General features: G+C 62.4%; 9 protein-coding genes and 1 pseudogene. 6 read left to right on the top strand and 4 right to left on the bottom strand.

Annotated features, from left to right (window positions below; genetic code table 11):
• Nucleotides 1–120 precede the first annotated feature (120 nt).
• The 3 genes from dnaJ to grpE form a co-directional block, all read right to left on the bottom strand.
• Nucleotides 121–1,257 carry a molecular chaperone DnaJ gene (gene dnaJ, locus OKB81_RS15570; RefSeq protein ID WP_045524008.1) on the bottom strand — a complete coding sequence of 379 codons (1,137 nt, stop codon included), beginning with the start codon at nt 1,255–1,257 and terminating at the stop codon, nt 121–123.
• 254 nt (nt 1,258–1,511) lie between these two features.
• Nucleotides 1,512–3,440, bottom strand: coding sequence for a molecular chaperone DnaK (dnaK, locus tag OKB81_RS15565; RefSeq protein WP_010673646.1), 1,929 nt, complete (start codon nt 3,438–3,440; stop codon nt 1,512–1,514).
• A gap of 283 nt (nt 3,441–3,723) precedes the next feature.
• On the bottom strand, nt 3,724–4,299 hold the full coding sequence (gene grpE, locus OKB81_RS15560; protein WP_029314044.1) for a nucleotide exchange factor GrpE: 576 nt from the start codon (nt 4,297–4,299) through the stop codon (nt 3,724–3,726).
• Nucleotides 4,300–4,562: 263 nt separating this feature from the next.
• Between grpE and nadK the strand changes: the two genes are divergently transcribed.
• Nucleotides 4,563–5,447, top strand: coding sequence for an NAD(+) kinase (gene nadK / locus OKB81_RS15555; protein ID WP_010673644.1), 885 nt, complete (start codon nt 4,563–4,565; stop codon nt 5,445–5,447).
• Between the two features lie 24 nt (nt 5,448–5,471).
• On the opposite strand, the gene OKB81_RS15550 is transcribed toward nadK, so the two are convergent.
• Entirely contained in the window at nt 5,472–6,629 is a 1,158-nt protein-coding gene (locus OKB81_RS15550) for a GGDEF domain-containing protein (RefSeq protein WP_160837213.1), read from the bottom strand.
• Nucleotides 6,630–6,934: 305 nt separating this feature from the next.
• Here OKB81_RS15550 and recN point away from each other — a divergent pair, with 305 nt between their 5' ends.
• From recN to OKB81_RS15525, 5 genes and pseudogenes are all read left to right on the top strand, one after another.
• Nucleotides 6,935–8,599, top strand: a complete 1,665-nt coding sequence (gene recN, locus OKB81_RS15545; RefSeq protein ID WP_069785328.1) for a DNA repair protein RecN — start codon at nt 6,935–6,937, stop codon at nt 8,597–8,599.
• Nucleotides 8,600–9,070: 471 nt separating this feature from the next.
• The gene (locus OKB81_RS15540; protein ID WP_049636816.1) at nt 9,071–9,511 is read left to right on the top strand and encodes a universal stress protein; all 441 of its coding nucleotides are present in this window, start codon (nt 9,071–9,073) and stop codon (nt 9,509–9,511) included.
• Between the two features lie 194 nt (nt 9,512–9,705).
• Complete coding sequence (locus OKB81_RS15535; protein ID WP_216986813.1) at nt 9,706–10,869, top strand: efflux RND transporter periplasmic adaptor subunit; 1,164 nt, start codon at nt 9,706–9,708, stop codon at nt 10,867–10,869.
• On the top strand, nt 10,866–12,884 hold the full coding sequence (locus OKB81_RS15530; protein ID WP_270666124.1) for a MacB family efflux pump subunit: 2,019 nt from the start codon (nt 10,866–10,868) through the stop codon (nt 12,882–12,884). Before OKB81_RS15535 ends, OKB81_RS15530 begins: the two co-directional genes overlap by 4 nt.
• Nucleotides 12,881–13,225: pseudogene (locus OKB81_RS15525) on the top strand (efflux transporter outer membrane subunit); the annotation flags it as partial. The gene OKB81_RS15530 and the pseudogene OKB81_RS15525, both read left to right, overlap by 4 nt.
• Nucleotides 13,226–13,302: the final 77 nt, after the last annotated feature.

Raw genomic sequence — 13,302 nt, 5'->3', positions numbered from 1 at the left:
TGTTTGGAGACAGCCAGTTTACCAGCACCCTGTCTGTCAACTTCCACTTCCCCAAGATCCCGCGAAGAACCAAAAAAAAAGCCGGCACATCCGTGCCGGCTTGGGTAACGCGGGTCGCGTTTATTTGGTCAGGTCGTCGAAGAAGCGTTTCACCCCTTCGAAGAAGCCTTCGGATTTCGGCTTGTGAGTCTTGGCAGCGGCGCCGCTGAAGGAGTCGTCCAGCTGGCGCAGCAGATCTTTCTGGGTCTCGGTCAGCTTGACCGGAGTCTCGATCACCACCTTGCACATCAGATCCCCCACCTGGCCGGAGCGCACGGACTTGACGCCCTTGCCCCGCAGGCGGAACAGCTTGCCGGTCTGGGTCTCCGGGGTCACCTTGAGCTTGACCCGGCCATCTAGGGTCGGCACTTCAATCTCGCCGCCGAGCGCCGCCGTGGTGAAGCTGATGGGCACTTCGCAGTAGAGGTCGTTGCCGTCACGGACGAAGATCTCGTGCTCGCGCACGTGAACCTGTACGTACAGATCCCCCGCCGATGCGCCGGTTTCCCCCGCTTCCCCTTCGCCGGAGAGACGGATGCGATCCCCGGTATCGACCCCGGCCGGGATCTTGACCGACAGGGTCTTGGTCTTCTGATAGCGCCCTTCCCCATGGCACTTGCGGCACGGATCCTTGATGATCTTGCCGCGACCGTGACAGTGGGGGCAGGGCTGCTGCACCGCGAAGAAGCCCTGGCGCATCTGCACCTGGCCGGAGCCGTGGCAGGTGGGGCAGGTCTGGGCGGAGCTGCCAGTATGGGCACCGGAGCCGTTGCACACTTCGCAGTGGACCTGGGTCGGGATCTTGATCTCCTTGGAGACCCCGCGCACCGCCTCTTCCAGCGTCAGCTCCATGTTGTAGCGCAGATCGGCGCCACGGGCCGGGCCGCGACGACCGCCCCCGCGACCACCGAAGATGTCGCCAAACACATCGCCAAAGATGTCGCCGAAATCGGCACCACCGCCAAAGCCGCCGTGGCCGCCACCCTGGCTCGGATCCACCCCGGCATGACCGTACTGGTCATAACGGGCACGCAGGTTCTCGTCGGTCAGGACCTCGTAGGCTTCCTTGACCTCTTTGAACTTCTCTTCAGCCCCGGCATCACCCTGGTTGCGATCCGGGTGATACTTCATGGCCAGACGCTTGTACGCCTTCTTGATCTCGCGCTCGTCGGCACCTTTCGACACCCCGAGCACTTCGTAGAAATCGCGCTTCGACATACTCATCCTGTTGCTATATCAGCAGTTACGCAGACGGGCGTTGGTTACCCAACGCCCGTAAATTCATTGACGAATCTGCTCACACTCTTACTACGAAGCCGTGATCAAGGCTCATGTGCTGCTCGGAATCCTCACGTATATATATACGCTCCGGTTCCTGCGCTGCTCTTTACCTTGCTGACGGCCTCTCGCGACAGACCGTGAACAGATTCTGAGCCGATGGGCGAAGCGGACTTCGCCCATCCGGGTCGGGCTTATTTCTTGTCGTCTTTCACTTCTTCGAACTCGGCGTCGACCACGTCGTCGTCAGCCTTGGCGGAAGAGGAGGACTGACCGGCGTCAGCACCGGCGGCGCCTTGCGCCTGAGCCTGCTGCTGGGCAATCTCCATCAGCTTCTGGGACGCTTCCAGCAGCGCTTGCTGCTTGGCTTCGATGGCAGCCTTGTCGTCACCCTTGATGGCGGATTCCAGCTCGCTCAGGGCAGTCTCGATCTTGGTCTTCTCGTCGGCAGGCAGAGCTTCACCGGCTTCGGTGACCTGCTTGCGCACGGAGTGGACCAGACCGTCAGCCTGGTTGCGGGCCTGCACCAGCTCTTCGAACTTCTTGTCCTCGGCCGCGTTGGCTTCGGCTTCGCGTACCATGCGTTCGATCTCGTCATCAGACAGACCGGAAGAGGCCTGGATGGTGATCTTCTGCTCCTTGTTGGTCTCCTTGTCTTTCGCGGAGACGTGCAGGATGCCGTTGGCATCGATGTCGAAGGTCACTTCGATCTGCGGCAGACCGCGCGGTGCCGGGCGGATGCCTTCCAGGTTGAACTGGCCCAGGGACTTGTTGTCGCTGGCGCGCTTGCGCTCACCCTGCAGCACGTGAATGGTCACGGCAGACTGGTTGTCTTCGGCGGTGGAGAACACCTGGGACTTCTTGGTCGGAATGGTGGTGTTCTTCTCGATGAGCGCGGTCATCACGCTGCCCATGGTTTCGATCCCCAGGGAGAGCGGAGTCACGTCCAGCAGCAGTACGTCGGTCTTGTCACCGGACAGTACGGCACCCTGGATGGCAGCACCCATGGCCACGGCTTCGTCCGGGTTGACGTCTTTGCGCGGCTCTTTGCCGAAGAAGTCGGCCACAGTCTTCTGAACCAGCGGCATACGGGTCTGACCGCCCACCAGGATGACGTCGTCGATCTCGCCAACCGCCAGACCGGAGTCTTTCAGGGCGACACGAACCGGCTCCAGGGAGTCTTTCACCATGTCTTCCACCAGGGATTCCAGCTTGGCGCGGGTCACCTTGATGTTCATGTGCTTCGGACCGGTGGCATCTGCTGTGATGTACGGCAGGTTGACGTCGGTCTGCTGGGCAGAAGAGAGCTCGATCTTGGCTTTTTCGGCGGCGTCTTTCAGACGCTGCAGAGCCAGCTGGTCGTTGCGCAGGTCAATGCCCTGCTCGCGCTTGAACTCGTCAACCAGGTAGTTGATGACGCGGTTGTCGAAGTCTTCACCACCCAGGTGGGTATTACCGTTGGTTGCCAGCACTTCGAAGGTGGTCTCGCCTTCGACTTCGTCGATCTCGATGATGGAGATATCGAAGGTACCGCCCCCTAAGTCATACACGGCAACCTTGCGCTCGCCCTTGACCTTGTTGACGCCGTAGGCGAAAGCCGCAGCAGTCGGTTCGTTGATGATGCGTTTTACATCCAGACCGGCGATGCGACCGGCATCCTTGGTGGCCTGACGCTGGGCGTCGTTGAAGTAGGCCGGTACGGTGATGACGGCTTCGGTCACCGGCTCGCCCAGGTAGTCCTCGGCGGTCTTCTTCATCTTTTTCAGCACTTCGGCAGAGATCTGCGGCGGTGCCATCTTCTTGCCTTTCACTTCAACCCAGGCGTCACCGTTGTCGGCCTTGGCGATGGCGTACGGCATGATTTTCAGGTCACGTTGTACTTCGTCATCTTCGAAACGACGGCCGATCAGACGCTTGATGGCGAACAGCGTGTTCTTCGGGTTGGTGATGGCTTGGCGCTTGGCCGGCTGACCAACCAGGATTTCGCCGTCATCGGCATAGGCAATGATGGACGGAGTAGTACGGTCGCCTTCCGCGTTCTCGATCACGCGAGCATGGTCGCCATCCAGAATAGCGACGCAGGAGTTGGTAGTACCCAGGTCAATACCGATGATTTTACCCATTTGACGAATCTCCAAATACTTTGAATAAACTGGCGAGGGGCTCGCCTTGATACGTTAACGGCTAGGTGGGGCCTGCCACTGTGGCTTTCAAGCTCCCGGCATCAAATTTTTTGTGCCGCCGTGGCCTTGCAACCTATATGGGGTCTCAAGTCGGCGCTTCAAGTCCGGCCCTGAAAAAACCTGCATACAGGCCACCTGACAGCCAAATAACACCAGACACGTTTTCTGGCGCCACATCCAACAAAAAGCCCGCCAAGCGGCGGGCTTGGTGAGAACAGCGTGATCAGTCAGCGGACTTGGAGACCATCACCATGGCCGGGCGGATGACGCGGCCGTTGAGCTCGTAGCCCTTCTGCATCACGGCGATCACGGTGTTCGGCGCCACGTCGGCACTGGGCACCATGCTCATGGCCTGGTGGGCATTGGGGTCGAACGGCTGGTTGGTCGGGTCCAGCGCCACCAGGCCAAACTTGGCCACGCCGCTCTGCATGGATTTCAGGGTCAGCTCGACCCCTTCAATCATCGGCTTGAGGGTGTCGTTCTCCTTGTCCGCCAGCTCGATCGCGCGCTCCAGGTTGTCCAGCACCGGCAAGAGCTCTGCGGCGAACTTCTCCAGTGCAAACTTGTGGGCTTTCTCCACGTCCTGAGCGGCACGGCGACGCAGGTTCTCCATCTCGGCGACGGCGCGAATGGCGCGCTCCCGCTCTTCCAGGGAAGCCTGCTGGGCCGCCTCCAGCTGGGCCTCCAGCTCGGCGATGCGGGCCTGCTCGGCTGTCACTTCACTGTCTACATCGGTCGGTTCGACTGGCTGGGCTTCCACTTGCTCCATCGCTTCAACCTTTTGTTCTTCGTGGCTCATGACATCTCCAATATTCAGGGGTTGCGTGTGAGGGTGGCTGGCGTTCAGACAAGCGACACGCGCCAGCAGACCCTGTGTTGGCGCTATTATGGGGACACAGCCCCGGCTTTCAAGGGGAAAAGGGCAGATCGGGCACAATGGCGCCCATCCGCGTGCCAGGCAGCCCCTTTTCGGGGCCGATTGCACCAACCGCCACGGAGGCAGACAAATCCCCGGCAAAGCGCGGTATACTCCCCCCAAGACTCTCCCAGACCCGATAACCTATGGATTCTCCGTTCAAAACCGTTGCCCTCATCGGCAAGCCCCATCACGAGGGGGCCAACCAGACCCTGACCGGCCTGTATCAGTACCTGACCAGCCGCGGCTTTCGCGTGCTGCTGGAGAGCCGGGTGGCCCATACCCTGGGGCTGCTCGGGGAGAACGTGATGGATCTGGTGCAGCTCGGCGAGCAGGCGGATCTCGCCATCGTCGTCGGCGGTGACGGCAACATGCTGGGGGCCGCCCGGGTGCTGTCACGGTTCGATGTGGCGGTGATCGGGGTGAACCGCGGCAACCTCGGCTTCCTGACCGATCTCTCGCCCCAAGACTACCTGCTGCCCCTGGAGCAGGTGCTCTCGGGTCACTTCAAGAGCGAGCATCGCTTCCTGCTGGAGGCCGCCGTCTATCGCCACGGGGAGCGCAAGTCGAGCAACCTCGCGGTCAACGAGGCGGTGCTGCACCCGGGCAAGATTGCCCACATGATCGAGTTCGAGGTCTATATCGATGGCAGCTTCATGTACAGCCAGCGCTCGGACGGCATCATCGTGGCGACACCCACCGGCTCCACCGCCTACTCCCTGTCGGCAGGGGGCGCCATTCTCACCCCCAAACTCAACGCCATCACGCTGGTGCCCATGTTCCCGCACACCCTGAGCAGCCGCCCCATCGTGCTGGATGCGGACAGCGAAGTGAGGCTGCTGGTCTCGCCAGACAACCAGGACGACGCCATGCAAGTGAGCTGCGACGGCCAGGTCACCCTGGCGGTCCACCCGGGGGACGAAATCCTCATCAAAAAGAGCAGCCACAAGCTTCATCTGGTGCATCCGCTGGATTACAGCTACTTCCACGTGCTGCGCAACAAGCTCGGTTGGGGCAGCAAGCTCTTCTAGCCAGGCAACACCTGTGGCGAGGGTCTACCCCTCGCTGCTTTCGACCAGCCGAGGCGGTGCCGGCTCGAATGCCAGATGCACCCCGTTTCGCCCCGCTTCCTTCACCCGGTACATGGCAGCATCGGCTTTGGTCAGCATCAGAGCCAGGTCAGCCTCGGCACTGGCGCACACGACCCCCATGCTCACCGTGACCCCCTCGCACGGCAGGCAGGCCCCCTGCCGGGAGCCCGTCTCTATCTGGCGCCGGATCCGGTCACAGATGTCGCGGGCCATCTGGCCGCTCACGCCCCCCATGATGATGGCAAACTCCTCGCCACCAATGCGCCCCACCAGATCATCCTTGCGTACCTCGGCCACCAGCACCCCGGCCACATAGCGAATGACTTCATCCCCGCAGCCGTGACCAAACTGGTCGTTGACCCGCTTGAAGTGATCGATGTCCAGGACCACCATGCAGCGCGTCTGGCCAGGCGTAGTACCCTCTCCGTGCCTGAAGAGGCCGCGCCGATTGAGCACCTCGGTGAGGGGATCCCGCTCCGAGAGCGCCAGCAATGCCTCCTCCGTCTCCACATAGGCCACCAGAGGCAGCAACAACACCGAGCCGATGGTCAGCACCATGTGCATGAAGAAGATGAGATCGAGCCAACCTCCGTCCCCCATCCGCTCTTCGACTCCCAGCAAGAGCAGCCCCCCCTGGCTCAGCAGGATGGTGAAATGCAGCAGGTAAATGAGCGCCACCGCATGGAGCACCCGCTTCTGTTGCCGGCCGAGAGAGACGATGAGGCAGGCGCACCACAGGTACAACATCGACTCCATCAGAGCCAACACAATGCGCACGGGGGCGAGGCTGGACAGTCCCAGATAGAGCAGCAGCAACACCGCCACGCCTCCCCCCACGGCACGGGGATGCCATGCGCGCTCGTAAAGCGCACAAAAACCGGCGAGCAACAGCAGGATACTCATGAGCGAGACCAGGCCGCCGACCCGGATGCCCAGCGCCGGATGGCCGCCCAACACCCCCAGACTGAGCAGCAGGATGGAGAGGGAGAAGAGAAAAGCGGAGAGGGACCAGTACAGAAAGTTGCCTCGACCTGGCTTCAAGGAGTGGATGAACAACATGATCAGCCCCGACATCAGGTTGATTGCCAGGGAGATCAGCAGCAGGGTTGGGGTATGGATCATCTTGACGCATCCTTGCGAAGAGGTCTGTACACAGCCCAGGCTCAACCAGGACTGTTTCGAGTGTGTCTCAGCCAGCCACTCACCACAAGAGAGCCCCTCAAGGTGGCTTCTCGCATCGCCTCAGCCCATGCCAGGTACGCAGGTTGATTTGCAGGCCATCTGATCGGCCTCACACCCATGCCGCGGCCTTGACATCCTTGCCCTCCCCCTGTTTCGCAAAAATCCTCCCTGCCCACTTTACTGTATATAAGACCAGTATATACTGGATACATACACAGTAATGTTGGCCCATACAGGATGAGACCATGCTGACCCAGCTGACCGTCAACAACTTCGCCATCGTCAAGTTTCTCGAGCTCGATCTGCAACCGGGGATGACCTGCATCACCGGGGAGACCGGCGCGGGCAAATCCATCGCCATCGATGCTCTGGGGCTCTGCCTGGGGGAGCGCGCCGAAGCCAGCATGGTGCGCCCGGGCAGCGACAAGACCGAGGTGAGTGCCCGCTTCCTGCTGGAGGGTAATCCTGCCGCCCGGGCCTGGCTCGCCACCAACGAGCTTGAAAATGACGGTGAGTGCATCGTCCGGCGGGTACTGTCCGCCGAGGGGCGCTCTCGCAGCTATATCAACGGGGTTCCCGTCCCCCTCGCCCAGCTCAGGAACCTGGGTCAACTGCTGGTCAACGTCCACGGTCAGCACGCTCACCAGATGCTGCTCAAACCCGATTACCAGCTCGCCCTGCTGGACGGCTACGCCGGTCATCATCTGCTCCTCGACGATGTGCGCCGCCACTACCAGCAGTGGCGCCAGTTGCAAAACGAGCTCAACCGGCTCAAGGCCGAGCAGCAGCAGCGGGAAGCCCGCCGTCAACTCATCGAATACCAGGTGCAGGAGCTGGACGAATTTGCCCTTCAGCCGGGAGAGTTTGAAGAGATTGAAGAGGAGCATCAGCGGCTCGCCAATGGCACCGATCTGATGCAGGAGTGCGGGTATTGCCTCGATCTGCTCTATGACAATGAAGAGACCACCATCGCCGGTCTGCTGCAGACGGCCGTGGACAGGGCCGAGACCCTGGTCGGCATGGACAGCCGGCTTGGCAACGTGCTCGGCATGCTCAACGAAGCCCTGATCGGCGTACAGGAGAGCCACAGCGAGCTGCGCAGCTATCTCGACCGGCTGGAACTGGATCCAGAGCGCTTCAACGAGCTGGAGAGCCGCCTCTCCAAGGCCATCAACCTGGCACGCAAGCACCATGTCAAACCGGCGGAGCTGGCCCACTACCATCAGGAGCTGGCCGCCGATCTGGCCCGCCTCAACTCCGACGAAGAGCGACTCGAGGGGATGGAAGACGAGCTGGCCTCGGCCCGCCAGGCCTTCGTGCAGGCCGCCGAGGCCCTGAGCCAGAGTCGCCAGCGCTATGCCGAGGAGCTTGGCGCGAAGGTAAGCGCCAGCATGCACGAACTGGCGATGCCAGATGGCCGCTTCGCCATCGAGGTTCGACCCGATGCCCAGAGCAGCCTCTCGCCCCTTGGCATCGATCGGGTGGAGTTCATGGTCACCACCAACCCGGGCCAGCCCATCCAACCCCTTGGCAAGGTGGCTTCCGGCGGCGAGCTGTCGCGTATCAGCCTCGCCATCGTGGTGATCAGTGCACGCAAGATCTCCACCCCGACCCTTATCTTCGACGAAGTGGATGTGGGGATCAGCGGCCCGACCGCCGCCGTGGTGGGCCGCCTGTTGCGCCAGCTCGGCGAATCCACCCAGGTGATGGTGGTCACCCACCTGCCCCAGGTGGCAGGCAAGGGTCACCAGCACATGGTGGTGAGCAAACACACCGACGGCAAGACAACGGAAACCCAGATGCAGGCACTCACCCCGGGCGCCCGGCTCAACGAACTGGCCCGCCTGTTGGGGGGCGATCAGATCACCGACAACACCCTGGCCAATGCCCGTGAGTTGCTCGCAAGCTGACCACGGGGCGGGCGGGACATCCTCCCGTCCATGTCGGCCCTTTCAGATTGACCGAGTCATCATCGCGGTGGCCAGTTGAAGCCTCTTGCCGACGGCGCCGGCCTGGTTGACCGATGCCGTGAGCCGCAAGAAAGAACGAGGGGCTGCCCTGGCTAATCCGCGGCACGTGTCTTGATGCTCAGTCTGAGTCTGTCAGACTGGTCATCACCCAGTCGGGCTTCCATCGCCATGGTCAGGACACCACTCATCTTCGTTGCACTCATTCACATTTCGAACGGACCCACTCCTTCATTTTCCATTCAACTCAGTCTGTTATGATGATGTAAACGGACTCGGTACCTTCAGTTGCCATCGACAGAAGGTGACGCTTGAGGCAAACACACCGGGTTCGTTTGAGCTGACATTTCGCGGGAAGGGAGGATGGGAGCGCGCTTCCGCCGTCTGACCCGCACCTGCCAAGGAGAACTGCTTATGAGCCCGACCAATATTGTGCTGTTGCTGGAAGGCAAGGATTACGAGCAGGAGACACTGGCCAAGGCGAGCCGTCTGGCACAAGGGCTGGGCGCCAACCTGACCTTGTTGCACCTGACCCACAGCAGCAAGACCCGTCGCAATAGTCTGTCCCTGTCACAAGAGGAGCGCAGCGCCCAGGGCACCCTGGATGCCAAGGCGATCATCAGTGAACTCATCACCCAGCTGTCTCATCCGGTGGATTACCAGTGCCTGGTGGTGGATGACGTGGTGCCGGATCTCCAGCGCTGGCTGACCGCCCACCCCGCCGATCTCTTGCTGGTCGGCAGCCGTCATCACTGGATGGAGGGCTCGCTGGCCCGCCTGCTCCTCTACAAACTGCCCCTCGATATCCAGATCTGCCACGAGCCTCACGCCGCCTTGCTCAAAGCCGTCGGTTGACACCACAAGACCCGCTCCCTGAGCGGGTCTTCTTGTTTCTGACGCCCCGCCGTCATCCTCCCCCAGCTTGACCTCCTCCACTGCGTCACCGCCAGAACCACACGATTTCTTACACATTGCTCGCTTCTTTTTGAGGGCCATTTGCTGCACGATATGGCCCTTGCACGCCTTCGCTCGTTTCGTTCAGGTGATAAATGAAAGCTCTTCGAAAACCCGGCAAGCTCGCCCTGCTCGCCCTTGTGCTGATCCCTCTCGTCACCTGGCTGGCCTGGCCAGGCAACACACCGGACCCGGTACTGACCGCAACGGTAACCCGCCAGGATGTGGAGCAGACGGTGCTCGCCAGTGGCGTACTGCAGGCAATCGAGCAGGTGGATGTGGGGGCCCAGGTCTCGGGTCAGGTCACCTATCTCGCGGTGGAAGCGGGTCAACAGGTCAAACAAGGAGAGCTGCTGGCGGAGATCGATCCCCTGATCGCCCAGAACAACCTCAAGACCGCCGAAGCTGAGCTGGCCAGCCGCCGCGCCCAGCTCAAGATCAAGCAGGCACAGCTCAAACAGAACGAGCTTGCCTGGCGCCGCCAGCAGCAGATGTTTCGGCAGGAAGCGAGCTCTCGTGCGGATCTGGAGAGCGCCGAAGCCCAGCTTGCCGTCACCCGGGCCGAGCTGCAAAGCGCCCAGGCCGACATCGACAACGCCATCATCAAGGTGGAGCGCGCCAAGACAGAGCTCGGCTACAACCGCATTCAGGCCCCCATGGATGGTACCGTCGTCTCCATCGTCACCCGGCAGGGGCAGACCCTGGCCGCCAGCCAGACGGTACCGACCCTGCTCAAGCTCGCCAATCTCGACACCATGACGGTCAAGGCCCAGATCTCCGAAGCGGACGTCACCCGTGTCAAGGCGGGCATGCCGGTCTATTTCACCCTGATAGGGGATCCGGATACTCGCTACCACGGTACCCTTCGCACGGTCGAGCTGGCACCCACCAACATCAATGAGCAGACGGCCAGCACCACGGCCACCAGCAATGCGGCCATCTACTACTATGCCCTGTTCGATGTGCCCAACCCCGGCCATCAGTTGAGGGTCGCCATGACGACCCAGGTCACCATCGTGCTCGGCGAGCGCAAGCAGGTACTGGCCATTCCCCAGACCGCCCTCGGCAAGAAGACTGGCGACAACGAGTACGAGGTCAGCCTGCTCAAGGAGGGGGATCAGAGAGAGACCCGCCGCATCAAGACCGGCATGAAGGATGACATCAAGATTGAGGTGGTGAGCGGCCTGACCGAGCATGAGAAGGTGATCCTGGAGCAAGGCAAGCCGGCCCTGCACGATGAAGGGGAGATGGAGCCGTGAGCGAGCCCCTGATCCGTCTCAAGGGCATCGAGCGGCGCTACCAGAGCGGAGAGCACGAAGTGACCGTGCTGCACCCGCTGGATCTCGCCATCGATGCCGGGGAGATGGTGGCCATCGTCGGCGCCTCCGGCTCCGGCAAATCGACCCTGATGAACCTGCTGGGCTGCCTCGATCGCCCGAGCGGGGGCCAGTATCTGTTTCGCGGCCAGGACACCGCGACCCTGGATGCCCTCTCCCTGGCACGGCTGCGCTGCCACCACTTCGGCTTCATCTTCCAGCGCTATCACCTGCTACCCCATCTGGATGCGGCCGCCAACGTGGAGATCCCCGCCATCTATGCCGGCACTGCCCGCCTTGATCGCCAGGCCCGAGCCCGCACCTTGCTGACCCGCCTGGGACTGCAGGATCGCAGCCACCACAGACCCGGCCAGCTCTCCGGCGGTCAGCAGCAGCGGGTCAGTATTGCCCGGGCGCTCGCCAACGGCGGCGAGGTGATCCTGGCGGACGAACCCACCGGCGCTCTCGACAGCCAAAGCGGCAAGGAGGTGATGACCATCCTCAAGGAGCTGCACGCCCAGGGCCACACCATCATTCTGGTGACCCACGACATGGCGGTGGCAAGCCATGCGGATCGCATCATCACCCTGCGTGACGGGCGGGTAGTGGAGGACAGCAGCCATCGGGCGACCGATGACAACGCAGCCTCCCCATCCGGGACGCCGACCCACCCGCAGCCAGGTGACGGCAGCCAGCTGGCCGCTCCCTCTGTCGGGCAAGATGCACAGGGCACAGGCGCCGCCGTCCACACCGCAAGCCGGGGCTGGGATCGCTACCGGGAGGCGGGGCGCATGGCCCTGCACGCCATGCTGGCCCATCGCATGCGCACCTTCCTCACCATGCTCGGCATCATCATCGGCATCGCCGCCGTGGTCAGCGTGGTGGCGCTCGGTCAGGGGGCGCGCGCCAAGGTGATCGACGACATCAACGCCATGGGCACCAACACCATCGACATCTTCCCCGGCAAGGACTGGGGAGACGAGAAGGCCGCCAGCATCCAGACCCTGAACGAGCGGGATCTCGACGCGCTGCTCGGCCAGCCCTATCTGGAGGGGGCCAGCCCCCAGATAGCGACATCCGGCCAGCTTCGCTATCGCAACAAAACCAGCAGCGGCAGCGTGATCGGGGTCGGCAACGACTTTTTCCGGGTCAAGGGGATGACGCTCACCCAGGGGCGCCTGCTCGATGAGCGGGACATTCGCAACCGGACGGCAGTCGCCGTGGTGGATGGCAAGACCATAGAGAGCCTGCTCGGCAAGGTGGACCCGGTCGGCCAGGTGGTGCTGGTCGGCACCCTGCCGGTGCGCATCGTGGGGGTGGTCACCCAGGAGACCGGCTTTGGCCGCAGCAGCCAGTCGGTCAATGTCTGGCTCCCCTACAGCGCCGTCATGAGCCGTCTCCTCTCCCAGCAGCACTTCACCCAGATCACCATCAGGGTCAAGGACGGCGTCCAGCCCGCCCTGGCCGAGCAGGCGGCAGTCGCCCTGCTGATCCAGCGCCACGGCGTGAAGGACTTCTTCACCTTCAGCAGCGACAGCATCGTCAAATCGGTGGAGAAGACCACCGCCACCCTGACACTGCTGGTCTCCGCCATCGCGGTGATCTCCCTCATCGTCGGCTGCGTCGGAGTGATGAACATCATGCTGGTCTCGGTGGTGGAGCGTACCCGGGAGATAGGGATCCGCATCGCCGTCGGCGCCCGCCAATCCGACATATTGCAACAGTTCCTCATCGAGGCGGTGATGGTCAGCCTGCTGGGGGGGCTGCTCGGTATCGGCCTCGCCCTGCTCATCGGCGCTCTCTTCTCCCTGCTCGTGGAAAGCTTCCAGATGCGCTTCTCGCTTTTCTCCATCCTGATGGCCTTCGGGTGCTCCTCCCTCATCGGGATCCTGTTTGGTTACCTGCCCGCCCGCAATGCGGCCAGGCTCGATCCGGTGGAGGCACTGGCGAGGGAATGACGATGCACAACCTATCAAGGCTCGGGCTAAGCCTGATGCTCACCGCCAGCCTCGGTGCCTGCAGCCAGCAGAGCACCTATCACAGACCCGATCTCGACGTGGCGCCAGCATGGCAGCAGGAGAGCCGGGGTCTCACCGTGCAGCAGGCAGGCCCCTGGTGGCAGGGATTCCAGGATCCTGCGCTCGATCGCCTGGTCGAGGCGGTGCTGGCCGCCAACCCGGACATGCGGGTGGCCGGGCTCAAGCTCAAGAATGCCCTGCTCGGCGCCGATCTGGCTGACACCAACCTCACCCCCTCGGTCAGCGCCAATCTCGGGGCCAGCGGCACCAAGAACATGAAAGTTGACATCCTCCCCCACCTTAGCGCTTCGCGTCACAGGAGGGGGATTCCCATTACTGGGTGATAGCTGCTCGCGCA

This window comes from Aeromonas sp. QDB56 (assembly GCF_027705505.1).
Lineage (GTDB): Bacteria > Pseudomonadota > Gammaproteobacteria > Enterobacterales > Aeromonadaceae > Aeromonas > Aeromonas caviae.
The sequence above is the reverse complement of the archived record's forward strand: the minus strand, read 5'-3'. Positions and strand labels throughout refer to the sequence as shown.

Coding starts and splice junctions, on each gene's coding strand:
- dnaK (WP_010673646.1), bottom strand. CDS start 3,440: ATGGGTAAAATCATCGGTATTGACCTGGGTACTACCAACTCCTGCGTC.
- recN (WP_069785328.1), top strand. CDS start 6,935: ATGCTGACCCAGCTGACCGTCAACAACTTCGCCATCGTCAAGTTTCTC.
- dnaJ (WP_045524008.1), bottom strand. CDS start 1,257: ATGTCGAAGCGCGATTTCTACGAAGTGCTCGGGGTGTCGAAAGGTGCC.
- nadK (WP_010673644.1), top strand. CDS start 4,563: ATGGATTCTCCGTTCAAAACCGTTGCCCTCATCGGCAAGCCCCATCAC.
- OKB81_RS15540 (WP_049636816.1), top strand. CDS start 9,071: ATGAGCCCGACCAATATTGTGCTGTTGCTGGAAGGCAAGGATTACGAG.
- grpE (WP_029314044.1), bottom strand. CDS start 4,299: ATGAGCCACGAAGAACAAAAGGTTGAAGCGATGGAGCAAGTGGAAGCC.
- OKB81_RS15550 (WP_160837213.1), bottom strand. CDS start 6,629: ATGATCCATACCCCAACCCTGCTGCTGATCTCCCTGGCAATCAACCTG.
- OKB81_RS15535 (WP_216986813.1), top strand. CDS start 9,706: ATGAAAGCTCTTCGAAAACCCGGCAAGCTCGCCCTGCTCGCCCTTGTG.